Below are 21,509 nucleotides of genomic sequence, written 5' to 3' on the forward strand. Positions count from 1 at the left end.
GAAGGAACAAATTTATGAACACACAACCCGAAAAAGAGATCTATATAAAACCAACTGTAATGAAAACCAACTTCGACCTGACTACCATGGTCGTGATGATGTCGCCGCTGATCGGCCCGCCCGTACCCCCGGGACCGCCAACCATTGAATAGACATTACTTTTCGAGTCCAATGGGGGGAAGGGTCCCCCCTACTTTACCAAAAGTGGCAGCTGTGAGACGGCTGCCACTTTTTTATTTTCCGGTGATTTGTTTTCTGAAGAACACGCATCCCTCGTGAAACCCGCATCAAACCGATGATCACCGAACCCCGTGGCAGGTTTCGCTGTTAACCGGCGCATGAATTCTGCATCCCCCATCGGCATCGTTTGGTTCAAGCGCGACCTGCGCCTGAACGACCACAAACCCCTCAAAGAGGCCATAGCCTCCGGACTTCCGCTGCTGCTTATGCGGCTGTTCGAGCCCGAAATTGAGCAGCACGCACCGGACTTCGATATGCGGCACTGGCGCTTTGTCCGGCAGAGCATCACCAGCCTCAACCTGCGGCTGAAGCAGCTCCCAAAGCCGGATCAGGGCTCTGAGCACATCACCCTGCACCCCCAAATACACGCGTTTCACCGGTATGCGGAGGATGCCTTCGGGCTGCTGCATGAGGCTTTTGCGGTCAGGTCGGTGTGGAGCTATGAGGAAACCGGCACGGACCGCACCTATCAGCGGGATATCCGGATGGGGCGCTGGTTTCGGGAGCGGGGCATTGCCTGGCAGGAGTTTCAGAGCAACGGGGTGCAGCGGGCCATCAAAGACCGCGACGGCTGGACCAAAGCCTGGTACGCCCGGATGAGCGCCCCGGCGGATGAACCCGACCTGAGCCGGCTGCGAACAGTCGCGCTGCCGGTTGACCTCGGTGAAAAGCTGCGGGGCGCACCGCTGCCTGAAAGCTTTTATGACAAACCGGTGCAGTTTCAGCAGGGCGGGGTTTCAGAGGCGGAAAAGACGCTGGCTGGCTTCATTAAAAGCCGCGCGGCAAACTACAACCGCGACATTTCAAAGCCGCTGGAAAGCCGGGAATCGTGCAGCCGGCTGTCGCCCTACCTCACCTGGGGGAACCTGAGCGTGCGGCAGGTGTATCAGGCGGCAATGGAGGGCAAGTCGCTGTACGGCAACAAGAAAGGCCTGAACAGCATGATGTCGCGGCTTAGGTGGCACTGCCATTTCATCCAAAAATTTGAGACCGAGCCGCGGATTGAGTTTGAAAACACCAACCGGGGCTTCGACAGCATCCGCACGGAAACCGACGCGCAGCTGCTCGAAGCCTGGCAGAAAGGCGAAACCGGCTTTCCGCTGGTTGATGCCTGCATGCGCTGCGTGGCGCAGACCGGCTACCTCAATTTCAGGATGCGGGCCATGCTGGCTTCGGTGCTTACGCATCATTTCTGGCAGCCGTGGCGGGCCGGGGCACCCTGGCTGGGCCGGCAGTTTCTGGACTTCGAGCCGGGTATCCATTACACGCAGTTTCAGATGCAGGCCGGCACGCAGGGCATCAACACCATCCGGATTTACAACCCCGTGAAGCAGTCGCAGGAGCACGATCCGGAAGGCGTTTTTATCCGGCAGTGGGTGCCCGAACTGGATAAAGTGCCCGCAAAGCTGATTCACGAGCCGTGGACTATTTCCGAAATGGAGCAGCAGATGATGGGCTTCCGGCTGGGTGAAGACTACCCGCGGCCGGTAATCAAAGACCTGAAGCGAAGCTACCGGGAGGCCTCCGCGAAGCTTTGGTCGCTGAAGTCGGACGCTAAGGTGAAGCAGGAAAACGAGCGCATTGTGCGGGTACATGTGCGGCGCTGATGGTTTCGCGCTGTGGTTTGGGGTTCCCGCAAAGGTGCAAAGGGGTACTGGTACTATCCCTTGGCCACCTTATCATCAGTCAAGGGTTGGCTGGTTTGCTTTTGTGGTGACCGGGAGATTTTTATTTATCGGGGAAAATATGTTGGGATGCTTGAAAAACCGGGGAGACGTGCTTAACTTATACGTACAATAAAAATGATACGTACACGCTATGAAAAACAAGAAACTCACCCTGTATTTATCGGAAGAAGTCATCAGCCGCGCCAAGGCGCATGCACGGGAAAGGGGCACATCCCTGTCGGGAATGGTCGCCGATTTCCTCACCAAAGAAACCGCGATGTACCAGACCGATGATGAGGCGTTCCCGGCCATTGAAGATGAATTCGTGCCTTTTTGCGGGGTTATTGGTCTGCCCGAGCGTACCGATGAGCGCGAGATTGCGGCCCTGCTGCGCGAAGAAAAACACCGGTAGCAGCAATGGCGGCGCTCTCCGAAACCCAAAAGGTCCCGCGGCTTTTTCTGGATACCAACATCCTGGTTGACCTGCTTGCCGAGCGGCACCCGCACTTTGAGCCAGCCCTTGCGCTTATGCGCGGGGCGCGGTCCGGCAGCCTCAGGCTTTGCACTTCGGCTCTTTCTGTCACGACCTGCTGGTACCTGGTGAGCCGGCAGCGCGACAATGCGACTGCCCTCGACGCCATCCGGGCCATGCTGCGATTTGTGGAAGTGATCCCGGTGAGCGAACGGGCCGTGCTACAGGCGGTGCAGTCCGACTTTCGGGATTTTGAGGATGGCGTGCAGTACTTTGCCGCGCTTGAAGCCGGTGATACGGCCTTCATCATCACCCGGAATGTGCGGGATTTCCGGCAGTCGGTCATCCCGGTGTGCAGCGCCCGCGACTATCCGGAGGCAGCAACTACCCGATAAGCGGGATTCGGTTTGGGGGCACATCCCCCGAACAGAAACACATCACCCTAAAAAATAAACCCCGGTGCCGTACAAAGGAAACAAATCTAATCTGCCTTCCAAAACCTGCGTGAGCTGCGGACGGCCCTTCAGCTGGCGAAAAAAGTGGGAGAAAAACTGGGACTCGGTGAAGTATTGCAGCGAAAAATGCCGGCGGAGCAAAAAAAGTGCGGATGGGTGAGCCTCAGGCTGGTTCTGGCTTCGGCGGCGCCTCACCTGAGGGCTGCAAGAAAGCCGGCGGTGAGGTACAGGTTTATGAGCAGGAAAACAAGCGAGGGCAGGCTGAGCAGCACGCTGTCTTTGATGCTGAGCCGCACGAGGAAGGCAACGAGCATCATCACGGAAAAACCGGCTGCGGCAAGCGCGCCGGCCGGCGGATAGGAAATCCCGAGGAAGAGTCCGCCGGCACCCAATAACTGAAGCACACCCGTTGCCCTTCGCTGCGCATCGTTAAGACCGAAGCGTTTGAACTCGGCAATCATCCATTTTGACACGAGGGACTGAACGCCGTAGAACACAAAGAAAAGGGCATTGAGAATGAGGACGGTAAAAAAAAAGGCCGGCAACTAATTTAAGATGAGGTAGATGGATATCCGTAAGGGAATTTGTTCCGATACAGCTTTGTCGGCTGAGCCGAGCGAATCTCACAAGATGAAGCCTGTTTAACCGGGCAATCGTTCAGCATTTTTTTTGACTGAACAGCTTTGCAGCCCTTCGGATTTCCGGCTCACAAACTCAGGGTTCCGGCAATGATTTTGAGCTGATTCATGTTAGGCTCAGCAATTCCGAAAACCATTATCCACAACTTTTTATCCTGATGAATTCCCTGCTTTGGTTCCGCAACGACCTGCGGCTGCACGACAACGAAGCCCTTAACATCGCCCTCGAACAGGCTGAAACCCTGCTTCCGGTCTATATTTTTGACCCGCGACAGTTCGGGCTCACCCGCGAAGCCGGATTCCCGAAAACGGGACCGTACCGGCTCCGCTTCCTGCTCGACAGCCTCGCAGATCTGCGCGCAAGACTGCGGGAGAAAGGCTCGGACCTCATCATCCTGAAAGGAAAACCCGAGGAGCTGATTCCCGACCTCTGCCGGAAGCTGGAAATCGGCCTCGTGAGCTACCATGAGGAGGCGACCTTCGAAGAAACGCAGGTGGAAGATGCCCTCGATGATGCGCTCGAAGCCCTCGGCGTTGAGGTCGATTCGGCATGGGGCGCAACGCTTTACCATGTGGATGACCTGCCGATGGATATTGAGAAGCTTCCCGATGTGTTCACCGCATTCCGGAAGAAGGCCGAAAAATTCAGTGACGTCCGGGAGCTGTTCGATACCCCGGAAAGCCTGCCGCCGCTGCCCAAAGGTGCGCCGGAGCCGGGTGATTTCCCCGATGCCGACTTCTTCGGCCTTGCGCCCGATGCGCCCTCGCACCGCGCCGTGCTTCCGTTTGAGGGCGGAGAGACCGCCGCGCTGAAGCGGCTCGAAACCTATTTTTGGGAGCAGGACCTCCTCAAAAAATACAAGGAAACCCGCAACGGCATGCTGGGTGCGGATTACTCCTCGAAGTTCTCCCCCTGGCTGGCCAACGGAACCCTCTCGCCCCGCTTCATTTATTTTGAGGTGAAGCGCTACGAAAAAGAGCGGAAGAAAAACGACTCCACCTACTGGCTAATTTTCGAGCTGATCTGGCGGGATTATTTCCGCTTCATCGCGCTGAAGCACGGCCGGAAGCTGTTCTGGAGCACCGGCATAAAAGGCAAGCGCTACGACTGGAACCGGGATCAGGCGGAGTTCCGCAAATGGGCCAATGCCGAGACGGGCATCCCGATGATTGACGCCAACATGCGCGAGCTCAACGAGACCGGCTTTATGAGCAACCGAGGCCGGCAGAATGTGGCGAGCTTTCTGGCCAAAAGTCTGAACATCGACTGGCGCTGGGGTGCCGAATATTTTGAGTCGATGCTGATCGATTACGATGTGTGCAGCAACTGGGGCAACTGGGCCTACAACAGCGGCGTTGGCAACGACCCGCGCGACCGCTACTTTAATATTGTGGGACAGGGCAAGCGGTATGATGCCAACGGGGATTACATCCGCCACTGGCTGCCTGAGCTGCAAGGCGTACCCGACGAATTCATCCACGAGCCGCACCGCATGAGCGTGCCGCAGCAGCGCAGCGCCGGCATCGAAATCGGCAACGACTACCCCTTCCCGATGATTAACCTGGAGCAGTCGTACCGCGAGATTGAAAAGCGGGGGGATTGAGCGTGAAGTCCGCATCCCGTCAGTTTCTTTTATTGAATTGAGCCGCCGTTTTGAGTATTCTCTGTGAAGATCAAAAACCTATGCCTGTATGAAACTGCCTGAACTTAACAACCGGGATTTAGCTGAAGCCTGTGTAGCCTTTCAGGTGAGTAAACTTTATGCTTTTGGCTCAGTTGTAACGGAAACGATGAAACCTGAGAGCGATCTTGATTTTTTAGTGGTTTTTGAAAGGTCTGGCTTTGAGGGCGCCTTCGGTCAGTATGTTGGATTTAAGAGCCGGCTCGAAAAACTGTTCGAAAGAAAAGTCGATTTATACACCGATAGAAAATTCAGGAACCCTGTCTTTGATCAGGAAGTGAGGGAAACAAAGGTGCTGATTTATGACTCAGAAAACGAGAAAGCTGCTGTCTGACATCTTCAGAAGCTTCGGAAAACATCAGCCGGGATTTCACCCAAAACCATGTTCCTGAATTACTTCGTGATGCTGAACATTTCTGATCGCCCTGCTTTGTGCCGAACAGCAGCATTCTTTTCTCTCGATTTTCGTCTCCGCAGCGTGTTTCAACCGCAGCTCACTAAAACGTTATGCTGCATCTGAACTTTCACACCATCTCCTTTCAGCTGCTGCCCGAAAAAGCCGTGTTCCGGCCGGATAACCGCACCCTTTACCTGGCCGACACCCATTTCGGGAAGGCCGGCACGTTCCGGCGCGGTGGCATCCCCCTTCCCGGCGGACACAACCGCGCCGACTATGCGCGCCTGAACGGCCTCATCGGAGCACATCAGCCGCAGCGGATTGTCTTTCTCGGCGACCTCTTCCACAGTTTTCTGAACGAGGAGTGGCAGGAGTTCACCGAATGGCGGTCCGGGCACCCGCAGATCGGCATGCTTCTGATTGAGGGGAACCACGACGTGCTGCTGCCCGACGACTACCGGCAGGCGGGCCTGCACCTACAGCCCGAAGGTTTTGAGGATGACGGCCTCCTGCTCAACCATCACCCCCTGCCGGAAGATGCGGCCCCGGCTGATCTGCGGCCTTCCCTCTGCGGACACGTGCACCCCGGCGTGCGCCTCAGCGGTCCCGGCCGGCAGCACGAACGCCTGCCGTGCTTCCGGCACAGCACCCGCCACAAACAGCTGATGCTGCCCGCCTTCGGCTCCTTCACCGGCCTCGGCATCATCAGCCCCAAACCGGATGACGAAATCTATGTCATCGCCGGTGATGCGGTTGTGCGGGTGTGATTTTTTGGGGCACGGTTGTTTTTTTAGGGTGATGTGATACCGTGTCGAAAATCGGTTTGGGGAATTGAACCACGTTTCGTTTTTTTTGATTGGCGGGATGATTGGGGATTCGGCATCGTGGTGGTGGGGCCGGTCATCGCGCGGGATTCCGGCAAACGGTTGGTTCCCCCGCGCCCCCCCGAATCCGACCACGAACCATAGAAACACGAAACCAGAAACAAGAAACAAGAAACAAGAAACAAGAAACCCACCCCGCTCGTGCGGATTCCATGCGGTATTTATTCTTGTATTTCATCAGATGAGAAAAAAATCTCACAGATTTCCATCCCCCAAAAACCTTACATCCTCCGGCTGACTTTCGGCCTCCTCTCATAAAATATTTTGAGGTTTTCAGCGTCTCATTCTGCTTTTACAAAAAAGCCGGTTCTCCGGGGCTGAGTGTCAACAGCCTCAGTGATACACGTAATCAGCCTGTTGACGCCATTTAACAGGCCATTCCTTTCGGTATCTGCCGAAGTTTACAGATATTACCGGCTCAGCAAGCCGAACCATCTGCCGGAACGCAGATTTCAACTCAAAACAGCAACCAACCCATCAAATAAAAATGACTGTTCCAACATCCTTCAGGCATCTGATGATGCTTCTGCTGATCACCGCCCTTAGCGCGGCGGGCAGCATACCCGCGATGCAGGCAACGGCGCAGGCACAGGCCCCTGGTCTTACCGCGGAGGACGTCGTGTCCGTTCGCACCGTTTCCGCAGCAGTGATGAGCCCCGACGGCCGCCATGTGGCCTACACCGTAACCCGTCCGCCGCTTGAAGACGCCAATCAGGCCCGCTCAACGGTCGAGCTTTTCATCATCCCCGAAGCCGGGGGCGAGGCGGTGCCGGTGATTTCCTACCCGCTCAGCGCCTCCGCCCCGTACTGGCTGCCCGACGGCCGCCTTGCGTTCACCGCCCGCCTCAGCGAGCACAGCAATCAGGTACAGGTCTATGCCGTGAACGCTTCCGGTGAAAACATCCAAAAGCTCACCGATGCTGCGACCGGCGTGATGCAGTTTGCCGTATCCGCTGACGGCTCAACCCTCATCTACCGCTCACGCGACGCAGAAACCGCAGAACAGCGGCAGCGCCGTTCGCTGGGTTTCGACATGATTGTGGCGAGCGATCCGCCGCGCGCCATCCGTCTGTTTGCGCAGCCGCTTAATACTGCCGAATCCCGCGCCCTCACCCCTGACGGCTGGCTGGTGCAGGACTTCGCCGTTTCGCCCGACGGCCGAGAAGCCATTGTGCGCAAGACCACCAATCCGCTGGCCGACTACGACCTCATGTTCAGCGAGCTGCACCGGGTGAACCTGCAAACCGGCGAGCACAGCCTGCTCACGGAAACCGCCGGTAAGCTGGGCCGCATCACCTACAGCCCGGATGGCGGGCAGATTGCCTTCCTGGGTGCCAAGGTCTTCAGCGACCCGCTGGCGCAGCGCATTTTTATGGTGAACCGCGACGGCAGCAACACGCGCGACATCACCCCCGACGACTATCACGGCACCATCGAGTGGATCGGCTGGAAAGACAACCGCAGCCTGTGGTTCACCGCGGTGGAAAGCACCCGCACCACCCTGAATGAAATTGCGGCACGCGGCGGCAGCATCACCCGTGTTGCCGGCGGCGGCGCTGAAATTTTCAGCGGCATCAGCCCTGATGCGCGCGGACGCACCTTTGCTGCGGCGGTGAACACAAGCACACATCCCGGCGAAGCCTTTACGGGCACCTTCCGCAACGGCAGCTTCACCCGGCTAACGCACCACAACAGCTGGCTGAGCGAGCGCAGCCTCGGGCGTCAGGAGACGGTGCGCTGGTACGCCTCCGACGGCCTCTGGATGGAAGGCGTGCTGGTGTACCCGGTCGGCTATCAGGAGGGCGTGCGCTACCCGCTTGCGGTGCTGCCGCACGGCGGACCCGAAGGCGTTGACCTCGACGGCTGGAACACCCGCGCCCTGTACCCGGTGCATCTGCTGGCTGCTAACGGCTACGTCGTGTTCATGCCGAACTACCGCGGCAGCGCAGGCCGGGGCTCCTGGTTCACCATGGCCAATCACCGGGACCTGGGCGGGCGCGAATTCGAAGACGTGCTGCTCGGCATCGACTTCCTCGAAGAAAAAGGCCTCATTGACCCCGCCCGCGTCGGCATGAGCGGCACTTCCTACGGCGGCTACTTCTCGGCCTGGGCCGGAACGCGCCACAGCTACCGCTTCGCGGCCGCCATCACCTTTGCCGGCCTCTCCAACTGGATTTCCTTCACCGGCACCACCGATATCCCGGTCGAGATGATGCACACACACTGGGATCTGTCTATTTTCGACAACATGGGTCAGTATTGGGACCGCTCGCCGGTAGCGCACCTGCAAAATGCGGGAACCCCGACACTGGTCGCCACCGGCCTGGCCGATGAGCGCGTGCACCCCGAGCAGGCCATACAGCTGTTCAATTTCCTGCGCCTGCTGGATGTGCCGACCGACCTCGTGCTGTATCCGCGTCAGCCGCACGGCCTGCTGGAGCGTGCCCATCAACTCGACTTCATGGAGCGCGTACTTGATTGGTTCGGAACCTACCTCAAAGACTAAAAGCAATCCAAAAGCAAGCCACAGGGCAGGAAGTTCAGGCAACCTCCTGCCCTGTTTTGCAGCCCGGATTGTGTATCAAAAAAAAGCCCGGTTTACGGATTGGGATCGGCCGTAAGCCGGAAGCGCAAAACAAAAAGCAAGGGATTATCCGCCGATTTGGGATGTCAGGAGCAGCACGAAAAACAGTGATGTGCACGGAGTTTCTCCCAAAAAAATACAGCGGCGGGGATAGCCTGAGCAGCCGGGTTTCCGGTTTACTTTCATAAGCCTTCGTCATTGCCATGAACCCTGAAAAAATCCTCAAAAAGCTTCAGAAAATTTCCTTCAGCGAAAATGTAATCATCATCGGTGCAGGGGCTGCCGGGCTGTATGCGGGCTGGCTGCTCGACCGGCTTGGGGTAGATTACACCATACTTGAAGCAAGCCCGGTTTACGGCGGCCGCCTCGCCAAACTCGAGGGCTTCGCCGATTACCCCATCGATCTGGGCGCGCAGTGGCTGCACGGCAAAAAGAGCCTTGCCGGGGATTGGGTGAAGGAGCAGGGAGCTGAAATAAAGGCCGACCGAAGCGAAGAAGCGTACTGGTTTGGAGGCCGGCTAACCAAAAAGCCGCCGCTGGATACGGAAATTTTTGAGCAGGAAGACCTGCCCGACATCAGCTTTCAGGAGCTGGCCCGTGAGCGGGGGCTCGGGCCGGAATTCGACGGGCTCATCACGGCCCTCGCGGGCGACCTCGGGGCATCCCCCGCGAAGCTTTCGGCCTACTACAACGTGCTTGAATTTGACAGCTGGAAATCGGGCAGCACCGACTACAAGTTTTCCGAAACCTTTTTCGACCTGATGGAGCGGCAGCTCATCCCCGTGGTCAGAAACCATATCCGCTTAAACCGGCCGGTAACGGAGATTGATTATTCCGGGAGAAACATCCTCCTCACAGACGCTTCGGGTGAGCGCTACAAAGCAGGGAAAGTAATTATCACTGTGCCCGTCACCATTTTACAGCAGGACGACATCCGCTTCATTCCTGAGCTGCCGCGGAGCAAACGGCTGGCATTTTCGAAAATCGGCATGGAGCCGGCCATCAAGATTTTCATGAAATTCCGCGAGCGGTTTTATCCCGGAAATACCTTCGGCGGCGAGGTTTGTGCGGCTTACATCGATGAGCAGTACGGCAAAACGGGCACCACGCCCGTGCTGCTTGCCTACCTCATGGGCGGGCAGGCGTCGAAGCTGATGGCCCTCGGCAGCGATGAGGCCATGACCGAAGCCCTGATCGGGGAGCTGGACCTGATGTTCGGAGGGCAGGCATCGGCGCATTTTGAGGATGCGCACGTTCAGAACTGGACCACGCACCCGTGGATCAGGGGCGGCTACTCCTACAGCCTGTGCGGCATGGCGAATGCCCGGAGCGTCGCGGCGAAGCCCCATGCCGGCTGCCTGTATTTCGCCGGAGAAGCCATGAATACCAGAGGGCACCATCAGTCGGTGCACGGCGCGCTGGAAAGCGGGCTTCAGGCCGTGAAAATGATGATCCGGCGGGCAAGTCCTGAACCCTGAATTTCGCCCGCGGGTCCGGCTCCGGGTCCCCTGTCCGTTCAGTCATTTTTATTTATTTTTTGGGAGGAACTCCGTGCACATCACGGTCTGCATTGCCGGTTTCTGCCACCCCAAATCGGTGGCAGGCTCCCTGCTTTTTGGTTTGGCTTGGTTTGATTCGGCCTGCCTGCCCTGAATCAGTTCATCCACCAGATGGTGCCGTTCAGCACGCTTGCGAAACTCACCCACAGCAGGTAGGGCACGAACAGCCATCCGGCCGGCCTCCTGATTTTGAAGAAATACAGCATCGTTAGGACAATGAAAACCCAGAGCAAAAGGATTTCGATAAATGCGAGGCCGGGCATCTTCATCCCGAAAAAGAGAAACGACCACAGCGTGTTCAGGGCCAGCTGAATGCCGTACAGCCACAGCGCTTTGTTCGCCAGCGGATGCGCGCCCAGCTCCTTCCATACCTGCCAGCTGGCAATGCCCATAAACAGATACAGCAGCGGCCACACAATCGGAAACACAAAGCCCGGCGGTGTGAAAGGCGGCTTGTTCAGCTCATCAACGTACCAGGTCGATACCGAGTCGGCCGTAGCAAAAGCCCCGAGCAGCCCGGCAAGCTGCGGCAGCAGAATGGCCAGCACAAGAGCCGCAATCGTTTTGGATTTTGAATTCATACCGTTTGTCGGGTTCTGATTTTTTTGCGAATTCTTCTTTCGGGTGATGTGTGCGGTACCTAAACAAAAACGGGAGCCCGCAAATCGTTTCGTTGCGGGCTCCCGTTTCCAAAATTAATCGAGTACGAAGCGGAAGGTGACGGTGCCGTGCTGTACTTCCTGCGGTACCCCGGAGGGAAGCCGGTTGAAGCGCCAGTTCCTTACGGTGCGTATCACTTCGCTTTCGAGCTGCGGGTCGGTACGCCGGAGCGGGGTTACGGTAGCAACCGTGCCGTCGGGCCGCACCGCAAAACGAACGGTAATTACGGCTTCCACATCAACGGTGTAGTTCGGCAGCGGGTTGACCTGCGGCTGCCGGCTTATATCGCCTTCCCAGTCGAGGATGTAGGGCGCGGAGCGGTCCTGATCGCGGGCAGTTCCCTCCTGCTGTGAATCCTGATTCCGCGGATCGGGCTGCCCGGTTATGAGTGAGCCGGCGCGCGGGCGCGGTTCCGGCTGCGGCGTCGTAACCGGTTCGGGCTCGGGTTCGGGTTCCGGCTGCGGCTCGGGCTCAGGTTCCGGCTGAGGTTCCGGTTCAGGCTCCGGAGGGGGCACAATTTCTGGTTCTACTTCCGTAGCAGGCGGCGTAACGACTACATCCTCGCTGATTACCGGCTGTGTCTGCTCGGGCAACTCAACGGGGCGGGTCACCTCCGCCGGAGGTGTTGGCTGCGGACGCGGCGGCGGGGCGGGTTGTTCCCGCACCGGTTCAGGAACAGGATCGGGCGCCCGGGAAACCGGCGCCCCCTGCGCAAACTCACCGAGGGTAACTTCCATCAGCGCGATACGGTCCTGCTCGGGGGCCGGGTTGTAAATCAGCCAGGCAATCAGAATCAGCAGCAGATGAGCCGCAACGCTGATCCCAAGACCAAAACGCTCTTCTTTCGTCACTTCCCGGTCAAACAGTTTTGCAAAAAAATCTTTCATGTGGAGTCAAAATAAAAAGGGGTGACTCGTCTTAACAGGCGGCGCTTAGGTGAGAAGCTGCACCGCCCGCGCGGCCGCTCGCTTAGCGGAAGGTTCGTTCAGTTGCCATCAGCACGCTCATGTTGAGGCTTTGGGCGATGTTCATCACATGCACGGCGTCATCAACGGTGGCGTCGCGGTCGGCGCGGATTACCAGTGAGCTTACGTTGCCCTGCTGCTGCACCGCACGGATGCGAAGGGCAAGCTGCTCACGCGGCACGCGCTCACCGTCGAGAAAAAACTCCCCCTGCGGGGTGATGGCTACGTTCACAAACTGCTGCTGCACCTGTGCGCTGCTCTCGGCACGGGGCACATTCACCCGGATACCGAAATTGGTGACAAACGAAGAGGTGAGCAAAAAGAAAATGAGGAGCAGCAGTACGATATCCGTCAGTGATGACAGCGTGAAAACCGAGAGCGGCTTTTTGGCTTCTTGTTCGGATCGGAAATTCATCGTACAACAAAATCACGGGGTTTATCGGCCGGCTTGTCTTTTTTGGCCGGTTTTTGAAGCAGCTCAATAAATTCGGTGGTGGCCATTTCCAGCTCAAAAATCATGCGGTTGATGCGGCCGAGCAGATAATTGTAGAAGAAGTAGGCAAAAATACCGACCGCAAGACCTGCGGCTGTGGTGATGAGCGCCTCCCAGATCCCGCCGGCGAGTACGCTCGGGTTCACGTTGCCCTGAAGCGACTGAATCTGCATAAAGGCCTGAATCATACCGGTTACGGTACCCAAAAAACCGATCAGCGGCGCTACACCGGCGATGGTTGCAAGCCAGTCCATGCGCTTTTCCATCATAAAGATTTCTTTCTTGCCGGCATTTTTGATGCCTTCCTCAATATCGGCGATGGGGCGGCCCAGGCGGGAGATGCCCTGCTTGAGAATGCGGCCGAGGGGCTTGTTTACCTGCTCGCAGTGGTTCATCGCGGCGCGGGTTTCACCGGCGCGGAGCATGTCTTCCACGGCTGCAAGAAACGGCTTAGAAGGCATGTAGCTATTTTTGAGAAACTTCCAGCGCTCAGCTATTACGTAGATCGCAACAAAAGAGAGAATCAGGATGGGGATCATGATGTACCCGCCCTGCACCAGCAGTTCGAGCAGCGACATTCCCCCGTCATCGGTCAGTTGGGCAGGCAGGTTTACATCAGCATCATCAGCATTTTGCAAAAGAGATACAGCAAAAACGGAAGCAATCGAGACCGATTTAAAAATCATAGTTGGTTGAAAATTGGAAGCGTTGAGCGGAAAATGAGGAATGAACGTTGAACATGATATGAAGCAGCGCCAAATATAAGGCAATTTACAGTCAATTATGTGAACCGCTGCTGTGTTTCGTGTCAACCGCCTAACGCATGAAGCCCGCTGAAGGTATGTTGGGAATCAGGGGAGCCTGGAAATAAAATTATTGGAGCGCCACGGTTCATCGAGCGTGAGGGCAGCTGCGATGGCATCATCAACGGTTTCGAACTGCCCGACGGATACGCGCCAGGTCGTGCCGCCGTCAGGCCGCGTTGCGGGATACACCGTTACGCGGTAGCCTGCGGTTTCAAAAACCTGCATTTCCTGCCGTGCAAGGGCTTCCGTACTCAGGGAATGCAGCACAATACCAAAAGGGCGCTGCTCAAAGGGCTCCATTTCACCCCTTAGCCCGTATTCCGGCTGCGGGGCTTCCACCTCTGCTGCAGGCTGCTGAACGGAATCGGCGGTAGTTGCCGGTTGGGGGCTCTGACCAATCTCATGTTCCGGCATTGCAATTATTTGCTGAGGCGCTGCGCCCGGAGATTCATCGTCTATGCCGGTTATTTCGTCATCCTCTGCCGGCTGTGTTTCTGTTTCACGCCCCGCATCTGATTGCTGCATATCACGCAGCAGCGCCTGCCGCGATCTCTGCATCATAATATCAAGTGCATTATCCGATGAGGTTCGCGGTACCGGACTGATGCTTTCGGTGAGGGGCTGAGTCCGAACCGTTCGGCTGCTGTCCCCAAGCTGTATTACATCCAAAATATTGAGCATGTACAAACCGATAACCACCAGAATAAACACAGCAATGGTAGCTGCAATTTTATTAAAAAGGGTCAGCTGCCTGCGCGGTTTCCTTTTTCCAGTTTCATCATTAAGCGGAAAATCGTCAATAACCACAGCTTTGTCCGGCTTTGACTTGATGCCCTCAGGAATCCGGAGCGGGGATTCACCCTTCGGCTGATATTTTTTTGCGGCTGCCGGTTCGGCTGTTTTTGCTTTTTGGGCTGCTGCCTCTGTTTTTTCTGCTTTAGCAGTGTCGGCCGGCATCTGTTCGGGTATCCCCGAGCTTTGGGCAGCAGAAGCTCCTGCGGGGGCTTGCGGCTTCTCAGCCGTATGCTTGCGGTCGCTTACATTTTCCAGGCCGAGTAGCCGATCTTCCAGAGAGAGCGCCTTTGGTATAAAATAAGTCGGCTTGCCGGCATTCAAACGCACGGCAAGCTGACCTGCAAACTCGAAATTCACTTCCCTTGCGAGCGCATCATCGGCCAGAAAACCGATGGTACCGGTTTTATTCAGGAAATATCCGAGGCCTTCGGCATGCAGGTATTCACCGGAAGCTACCTCATGAATTTTAGCATACAGTTCGCGAATAACTTCTTTTGTATAGGGTACGCTTGCCTGCGCATGTGCGGCGATACGATCGGCCTGAGAATCAAAAAAGACCATTTCAGAAATTTCAGGCCTGTGTTCAAAACCCAGCGAGTTAACAGGCGGCATGATGGTAACAACCCCGTCGTCCCCAACTGTTTCCCTTGCTGCCATTCGGTCGAGAACAAATAAACCCAGCCCCTCAATGGCTACAGAACCATCCCTTAGTACTTTGTTTCGGATTTCTGCGCCAATAGCCTTATAAATTCTTTCTTTAAGCATAAATCAGGTCTCTAAGCTGTGTTTTACCTAATAATTCCGGTTTAATTAAACTGCCCCCACAATTAAATAAGATAAAGACTAACGTTCAGGATTATCAAAATTTAATTTAATGCGTGCTCCGTTGTTAAGTACCGGTGATGAGTGCGAACAGGCATGCTGCTATTACCCACGGTAACAGAAAATGAGTTCATTTCCGGATAAAAACAATTCGATTTGAAAGATGCCGGGTAATAGTACGGTGGCTTTAACAAGGTGCATTCTTTAGAGGCTCTCTTTTAAAATAAGCTGAATACTTTAAATTCTTACTACAATTTCACAGAAATTCCGCCAAAGACCTGCAAGGGGCGCTCCGGGTAGCCCTGCCAGATTTCATACTCCTGATTGAGCAGGTTCAGGGCTTTTACGTAGAAGCCAATCTGACCGCCAAGCCGGTACTCGGCCCGTGCGTTCAGCAAAAACGCGCTGCCGGTATTCTCATACCGGATGTCGGCGGCAGAAAATTCAGACACGAGCTGTTTGCGGGTGCCGATCACATCAGCCCACAAGCTTACGTTGGCATGGCGGAAGGGCGTGGAGCGCAGCCCGGCGGTGATGCGGTAATTTTCAAGACCGGCAAAATCGGTGGTATTCGGGAAGGCCGAAAAGGCGGGTTTACCCATTTCCGTGATGTTCACATGCGCATCGGCATACACGGTGAGCAGGCGCGGACTAATGTTGACCGCTGCCCCGACCGACGGGCGGATCAGGAACAGATCTTCCGGCTGCACCCAGCCGGTTGCCCCGGCAGAGGGCTCACTCGGGGCAAACATCACCGGGCGCAGGCTGTACGAGGTGTAGAGGCCCGCCGTAGCTGAAACCATGTTGCTGAAAGCGTAGGAAGCCTGAATATTTCCGTAGAAGGTGCGCTCGTTCATCAGTACGTTAGGTACAGCGAGGGTGCGGTTTTCAGTGAGCAGCGGCTGCAAACCCGCATTGCGCATATAGCCGGACAACTCTGCTTCGAAACGCAGCGCTCCCGTACTCCGCAGCTGCCAGTTCACAAAAGGATACACCATGAAGGTTTCTTCCTGCACCGGATCGTGCCCGGCGAAGATGCGAAGGCCAGCCTTTAGCCGGTTGCCGCTGTCCAGATCACGCTGCCAGTAGGCGCCCGCACCGGCAACGAACCAGTCGCGGCGCATTACCGTTGGGGTGATCTGTATCATTTCTTCGGTGGCCGTTTCATAAAATGCGCCGTCAAAATCTGCCTCTACTGAAAAGACGTTTCCGATGCTACGGCCCGCCCATGAAAACGAGGCCTGCCCCCCGAAGCGGTGCTCGGTGGCCTCTGCTGAATAGCTGCTGAACGGTCGGAAACCAGATTCCGCCCCCGCTTCCATTCCGGTGTAATCATAGTGCACAAATGCTTCAAAACGGTCGTGTACACTGCGCTGCGACACCCAGCCGGCACTTCCGCCCAAATGATCAAAAGAGGAGCGCCCGTCTCTGAACACAATATCCCGGGGCTGAACCGTCAGGTCCGGCAGGTCTGAGAAGTCGGAACGGCCCCGTGCCGAGAGCAGCAGGGTTCCGTTGGTGGTGAGGCGGCTGCTCAGGGTGGTTTCACCGCCAAAGCGACGGAAAGCCCCGGGCACGCTTCCCTCTTCGAGATGCCCCTCAGACGACAGCCAGTCCAGGTTCCCGCTCAAACGCATCCGCTCCCCGAGCGGCAGGCTGAAAAACGCACTTGCCTCCGGACTCAGATAATTGCCCAGCCCCGCTGTTGCGTACAGCACCGACTGCTGCGGGTACTCCTTGAGCTCGCGCGCCGGCCCCAGATTCGGCTCCAGCTGCGAAAGCGGAAATGACGCCATCACCTCCTCCGGACTCTCCATAAACGGCATGCGGTTGGGGTCGATCCGGAACACCCGGGGCGTCGGGCTGAATCCCAAAATCGGCTGACGCGCAATGCCCGGAAAGCGCGCCCGGAAATCTCCGCGGATCTCGATATCCTGCGCGTCAATATCGGGCAGCAACGCCGCACGGTCGTCGCGGGCATCCTGCGCCTGCGCAAAAGCAGACGCATTCAAAATGAGCGTGAAAGCAAACAGTAAAAGGAGCCGGATGGAGAGTTTCATAAAAGGCAGAGGAGAACTGAGGTATCGTGTGAAGGGGGGGATTTAAAAATGACCAGCGGTTGGCGGTTAGCGGTTAGCGGTTACAGTCAGCGGTCAAAAATACAGAATAATTCGGCCTGTTAGGGCGCGCAGGGCGGTTTTAAAAAGCTTTTTCAAGCGGCTGCGGGCGCCTTGCGGAGCAGGGTGAAAAACCAGGCCGCCGGGGTGATGAGCATCACGGCGGCAAACATGCCGATGTGCGTAACGAAGGCAAAGGCGACCCCGGTAACCGCCGGCACGGCAAACAGCACGTACAGGCTTTGACTCACAAACCAGTGATAGGTTCCGATGCCGCCGGGCGAGGGCAGCACTACGCCAATGGTCGAAATCACCATCACGCTGAAAGCCTCCGGAAGCCCGAGACCGTACTGCGCGGTCATATCAAAGGCGTAAAACGGGATGTAGGTGAGCAGGCCGTAGCAGATCCAGATACCGGCTGTGTAGGCTGCAAAAAGCGGCCAGCGGCGCAGCTTCCGCACCGAGGTGATGCCGTCGGTGAAGGTGTAAATGATTTTCTTTACCCCGGCACTTTCCAGACCAGCATCGAGGTCGCGGCGGCGTTTTTCGAGAATGTACCGAACCGCTTTCCACAGCAAAAACAAGGAGATGAGGCCGGTTACAATAATCACCGCAAACACCAGCGGACTCCGCAGCTCGTCGAGCAGCAGGTAGAGCTGTGGCCCGAAGAGTGCATCCATTGTTGCGCGGTCGCTTACCACAAAAAAGATGATGAGCACCAGCATCAGCAGCATGGCGAGCAGGTCGATGATGCGCTCCAGCACAACGGTGCCAAGCACGGCAGAGCTGCTCAGGTTTTCTTTTTTAGCCAAAAATATGGTGCGGCTCAGCTCCCCGGCCCGCGGGATGGCGTAGTTCACGGCATAGCCGAGCATCACGCCGGTAAACAGATTTGCCTTGCGAAGGCCGGGCTTGTCGGCCTCCATGAGCAGCTTCCAGCGCTCTGAGCGAAACCAGAAGCTCAGCAGCGCTACAAAAAGATAGGGCGCCATCCAGCCGTAATTCATCTGCCGGATGTACGCCCAAACTTCCTGCACGTCCAGGTTGCGCAGCGCCAGCCAGAGGAAGAGTCCGCCGACCAGCACGCTGAGCACCATATTTAGGATGTTCTTCTTCAACCGCCGCGCTTCACTCTCTTAAATCAATAATTTCAGCATCATCGGGCCAGTCGAAGCCAAAAATGCCGTCCTCACCAGCCAGGAGCCGGCCGTCTTCAAAGGTGATGAAAAACTGATTGTCGTTGAGGTCTTCCGCAAACATCTGATGCGGCAGCAGGCTGTTTTCTTCCAGGGTGATGCGCGCCAGGGTGATCAGCTCGAAGGGGTCGGTCGCCTGCAGCGTTACCACGGTGAAGCGGCCCTGCGGATCAATCCGGTTCACGCTGAAGCGGTCCTGATAGGAGCCCAGGAAGCGGGAAGGGGCGAAATCATCTTCCTCCGGCTGATAATTGCTGATGATGAGCTGATTCTGTGCAATATTCAGCACGGTCGAAACCCGCCCGCTCACGCTGATGAGCTGCGCGTCGGTCACAATTTTGTAGCTGTCGGCCCCGACCCAAACCTCGCCCCGGCTGCTCACTTCTTCGCCCGTGAAGCCGTCGAGGAAGCGGTGCTGCATCATGGCGGTGAACACTTCCCCCGCCTGAATGCGCTCGCCGAGGCGGTCGAGCACCATGCGGGTATCGGGCGCTTCGGGCTGCGGCGCGGTGGTATTCGCAACAGTTTCCGACGGCACCGGCGGATACACGGCGGGCAGGTAGGTTTCCCCGTACCAAAACAGGGGCCATATCATCCAGAAAAAAGCGGCAGTGATGTTCATAAAAGTTTTTTTGTAGGGTGATGTGTTTCCGGGCCTGAGCCCGCCATCGGGGCGGTTCAGCTGTCGAGGTCCTGCAGGTGCTGCTCCAGGGTGATCTCATCGGGGATGAGCACCTCCCGGGCCGTGCTGCCCTGATAAGGCCCCACAACGCCGGCGGCGTACAGCTGATCAATCAGGCGTCCGGCGCGGTTGTAGCCCAGCTTCAGGCGGCGCTGCAAGAGCGAAACCGATCCCTGCTGATGCATCACCACCACGCGGGCAGCATCTTCAAACAGCTCGTCGCGCTCACTTTTTTCGAGCACGCCGCCGCCGTTTTCCTGCTCCTCATCCACACGCGGCAGGTAAAACGGGCCACCGAAGCCCTGCTGCGCGCCAATGAAGGCGTTGATGCGCTCCACCTCCTCCGTTGCCACAAATGCGTTCTGAACCCGCACCATGCCGGCCCCGCCGGTGTAGAGCATATCGCCCTTGCCAACGAGCTGATCGGCCCCCATCGTATCTAAGATGGTGCGCGAATCTACCTTCGAGGCCACGCGGTAGGCAATGCGCGACGGGAAGTTGGCTTTGATGGTACCGGTAATGACGTTTACCGAGGGCCGCTGTGTTGCCACCACAAGATGGATGCCCACCGCCCGCGCCAGCTGCGCAAGCCGCGCAATCGGCTCTTCGATGCCCTTCCCGGCCGTAATCATCAGGTCGGCCAGCTCGTCGATCACCACTACGATGTAGGGCAGGTGCCGGTGACCAAGATCGTCTTCGAGTCCGCCGTCGGCAAATTTCTGATTGTAGGCCCTGATATCGCGAACGACTGCCATCTTGAGCAGATCGTAGCGCTCGTCCATTTCCTTGCACACGCTGTTGAGCACCTGCTGCACCTGCGAGGTATCGGTGATGATGGGCTCATCGGCATCGGGCAGGGTTGCGAGGTAGTGATTCTGAATGTTGCGGTACAGCGCAAGCTCGATCTTTTTCGGGTCGATGAGCACGAACTTGAGGTTCTCGGGGTGCACCTTAAACAGCAGACAGGTGATGATGGTGTTGATGCCGACCGATTTCCCCGAGCCCGTCGCCCCGGCCATGAGCAGGTGCGGCAGCTTGGTGAGGTCGAGCATAAACACCTCATTTTCAATCGTTTTGCCGAAGGCCACCGGCAGAATCATCTTGGTTTCGCTGAACTTCTTGGTGTAGATCAGATCCTTGATGTGCACCGTTTCCCGGTTGCGGTTTGGCACCTCAATACCGACCGCACTCTTGCCGGGTATGGGCGCAATGATGCGCAGCCCGTGCGTTGCCATCGCCATTTTGAGGTCGTTGGCGTAGCTCTCAATCTTGCTGATTTTCACATCGGGGGCGGGGTACAGCTCGTACAGCGTAACCGTAGGCCCGATAATGGCCTCAATTTTCAGAATGCTGATGCCGTGCAGTTTCAGCTTATCGGTGATGATGCGCTTGTTCTGATTCACCTCCTCGTCGGTTACCTGCATGTCGCGGGGCGGGGCATCGTCGAGCAGGGTGTGATCGGGGAAGCGGTACTTAATCAGCGGACGGTTGCCGGCATCCTGCGCCTTGCGCAGCTCGCGGTCGGAGGCCTTCTCCTCTTCGGCTCCGCGAATGATGTTAAACTCGGCCTCGTCCCCTTCCGCATCGCCCTCCCCTTCTGCGCCCGCCTGCGGTGTCCGCGGCGCTTTGTCAAGGATGGCGCGCGGGGGCCGGCTCGTAAGCTCACGGCGCTCTTCCTCCGCTTCCCGCCGGCGGCGCTGCTCAGCCGTTTCGGCCGGCCGAACGTCTTCATCGAAGGGGATGAAGTCGTCATCTTCCTCCTCCCCCTGAGCAAACGGCGGATGCTCATCAGCTTCGTTCCGGTTTGGGAAGCCATCACCCTTTAAAAAGTCATCCTCCCCGTCCTCATCATCCTGCCATTCGGCATGGTCGTGTTGGGTTTCGGGGGATGTGCTTCCGGGCTTAACGGCCGCGGCCTCAGCTTCCTCCGCCATCCGTTTGGCCTCGCGCTTTTCAGCGGCGGCAAGGGCGCGGTCTTCCTTCCAGCTTTGGAAACGCTCGCTCAGCCGGATGCCCGCCTGACGGATACGATCGACGGTGACCTGTATGTCGCCGTCCGCAATGAGCAGCAGCACGGCGATGAGGGCCGTAAACAGGATGATGCCGGAGCCCCACACAGCGGTAAGGCCCAGCAAAAATTTGGAAACTTCAATGCCGAGCACGCCCGCAAAAGCGTGTGAGGGCGTATCGAGCAGCAGGTTGAACCAGCCGAAAACGGCGGATACGGTGAGCATCACCAGAAACAGGTAGAGCGCGCGCTTGTGGAAGGCGGCCAGCGGCTGATGCCGGAAAATGAGCCAGCCGTACTTGAGCAGCAGGCCGGGCAGCACGATGGTGGGATAGCCGAAAAGCGAAAAAACGAGCAGGTTGGAAATAACCGCCCCGACCGGACCCA

19 protein-coding genes are annotated in these 21,509 nt (G+C 57.2%); 9 read left to right on the forward strand and 10 right to left on the reverse strand.

Annotated features, from left to right (window positions below):
• Positions 1–338 precede the first annotated feature (338 nt).
• The 4 genes from LAT75_RS09900 to LAT75_RS15635 all read left to right on the forward strand — a co-directional run bounded on the left by LAT75_RS09900 (position 339) and on the right by LAT75_RS15635 (position 2,994).
• Positions 339–1,847, forward strand: coding sequence for a deoxyribodipyrimidine photo-lyase (locus tag LAT75_RS09900; RefSeq protein WP_291482501.1), 1,509 nt, complete (start codon positions 339–341; stop codon positions 1,845–1,847).
• A 211-nt stretch (positions 1,848–2,058) separates the two neighbouring features.
• Positions 2,059–2,319 (forward strand): DUF6364 family protein, encoded by a 261-nt coding sequence (locus LAT75_RS09905; RefSeq protein ID WP_291482502.1) that lies wholly within the window; start codon positions 2,059–2,061, stop codon positions 2,317–2,319.
• Between the two features lie 5 nt (positions 2,320–2,324).
• Complete coding sequence (locus LAT75_RS09910) at positions 2,325–2,774, forward strand: PIN domain-containing protein (protein WP_291482503.1); 450 nt, start codon at positions 2,325–2,327, stop codon at positions 2,772–2,774.
• 64 nt (positions 2,775–2,838) lie between these two features.
• Positions 2,839–2,994, forward strand: coding sequence for a DUF2256 domain-containing protein (locus LAT75_RS15635; protein WP_363320551.1), 156 nt, complete (start codon positions 2,839–2,841; stop codon positions 2,992–2,994).
• Positions 2,995–3,025: 31 nt separating this feature from the next.
• Here LAT75_RS15635 and LAT75_RS09915 read toward each other — a convergent pair whose 3' ends face one another.
• Entirely contained in the window at positions 3,026–3,379 is a 354-nt protein-coding gene (locus LAT75_RS09915) for a DoxX family protein (RefSeq protein WP_291482504.1), read from the reverse strand.
• 251 nt (positions 3,380–3,630) lie between these two features.
• Here LAT75_RS09915 and LAT75_RS09920 point away from each other — a divergent pair, with 251 nt between their 5' ends.
• The 5 genes from LAT75_RS09920 (at position 3,631) to LAT75_RS09940 (ending at position 10,497) form a co-directional block, all read left to right on the forward strand.
• Complete coding sequence (locus LAT75_RS09920) at positions 3,631–5,076, forward strand: DASH family cryptochrome (protein ID WP_291482505.1); 1,446 nt, start codon at positions 3,631–3,633, stop codon at positions 5,074–5,076.
• Between the two features lie 88 nt (positions 5,077–5,164).
• Positions 5,165–5,488, forward strand: coding sequence for a nucleotidyltransferase domain-containing protein (locus LAT75_RS09925; RefSeq protein WP_291482506.1), 324 nt, complete (start codon positions 5,165–5,167; stop codon positions 5,486–5,488).
• A gap of 173 nt (positions 5,489–5,661) precedes the next feature.
• On the forward strand, positions 5,662–6,318 hold the full coding sequence (gene pdeM / locus LAT75_RS09930) for a ligase-associated DNA damage response endonuclease PdeM (protein ID WP_291482507.1): 657 nt from the start codon (positions 5,662–5,664) through the stop codon (positions 6,316–6,318).
• Between the two features lie 604 nt (positions 6,319–6,922).
• Positions 6,923–8,941, forward strand: coding sequence for a S9 family peptidase (locus tag LAT75_RS09935; protein WP_291482508.1), 2,019 nt, complete (start codon positions 6,923–6,925; stop codon positions 8,939–8,941).
• Between the two features lie 281 nt (positions 8,942–9,222).
• Positions 9,223–10,497, forward strand: coding sequence for an NAD(P)/FAD-dependent oxidoreductase (locus LAT75_RS09940; RefSeq protein WP_291482509.1), 1,275 nt, complete (start codon positions 9,223–9,225; stop codon positions 10,495–10,497).
• A 176-nt stretch (positions 10,498–10,673) separates the two neighbouring features.
• Here LAT75_RS09940 and LAT75_RS09945 read toward each other — a convergent pair whose 3' ends face one another.
• The 9 genes from LAT75_RS09945 to LAT75_RS09985 form a co-directional block, all read right to left on the reverse strand.
• Positions 10,674–11,159, reverse strand: a complete 486-nt coding sequence (locus LAT75_RS09945) for a TspO/MBR family protein (protein ID WP_291482510.1) — start codon at positions 11,157–11,159, stop codon at positions 10,674–10,676.
• A 114-nt stretch (positions 11,160–11,273) separates the two neighbouring features.
• A complete protein-coding gene (locus LAT75_RS09950) occupies positions 11,274–12,125 on the reverse strand; it encodes a TonB family protein (RefSeq protein ID WP_291482511.1) in 852 nt (283 codons plus the stop codon).
• Between the two features lie 82 nt (positions 12,126–12,207).
• Entirely contained in the window at positions 12,208–12,618 is a 411-nt protein-coding gene (locus LAT75_RS09955) for a biopolymer transporter ExbD (RefSeq protein WP_291482512.1), read from the reverse strand.
• Positions 12,615–13,382, reverse strand: coding sequence for a MotA/TolQ/ExbB proton channel family protein (locus tag LAT75_RS09960; protein ID WP_291482513.1), 768 nt, complete (start codon positions 13,380–13,382; stop codon positions 12,615–12,617). Before LAT75_RS09960 ends, LAT75_RS09955 begins: the two co-directional genes overlap by 4 nt.
• A 165-nt stretch (positions 13,383–13,547) precedes the next feature.
• Positions 13,548–15,062 carry an SPOR domain-containing protein gene (locus LAT75_RS09965; RefSeq protein ID WP_291482514.1) on the reverse strand — a complete coding sequence of 505 codons (1,515 nt, stop codon included), beginning with the start codon at positions 15,060–15,062 and terminating at the stop codon, positions 13,548–13,550.
• 305 nt (positions 15,063–15,367) lie between these two features.
• A complete protein-coding gene (locus tag LAT75_RS09970; RefSeq protein ID WP_291482515.1) occupies positions 15,368–17,179 on the reverse strand; it encodes a hypothetical protein in 1,812 nt (603 codons plus the stop codon).
• Positions 17,180–17,331: 152 nt separating this feature from the next.
• Positions 17,332–18,354 (reverse strand): lysylphosphatidylglycerol synthase transmembrane domain-containing protein, encoded by a 1,023-nt coding sequence (locus tag LAT75_RS09975; protein ID WP_291482516.1) that lies wholly within the window; start codon positions 18,352–18,354, stop codon positions 17,332–17,334.
• 10 nt (positions 18,355–18,364) lie between these two features.
• Positions 18,365–19,054, reverse strand: coding sequence for a hypothetical protein (locus LAT75_RS09980; RefSeq protein ID WP_291482517.1), 690 nt, complete (start codon positions 19,052–19,054; stop codon positions 18,365–18,367).
• Positions 19,055–19,110: 56 nt separating this feature from the next.
• Positions 19,111–21,509: DNA translocase FtsK (locus LAT75_RS09985; protein ID WP_291482518.1), on the reverse strand; the 2,399-nt coding region annotated here is incomplete at its 5' end.

The sequence above is a fragment of the Cyclonatronum sp. genome (assembly GCF_022565315.1).
In the GTDB taxonomy this organism is placed as follows: Bacteria; Bacteroidota; Rhodothermia; order Balneolales; family Cyclonatronaceae; genus Cyclonatronum.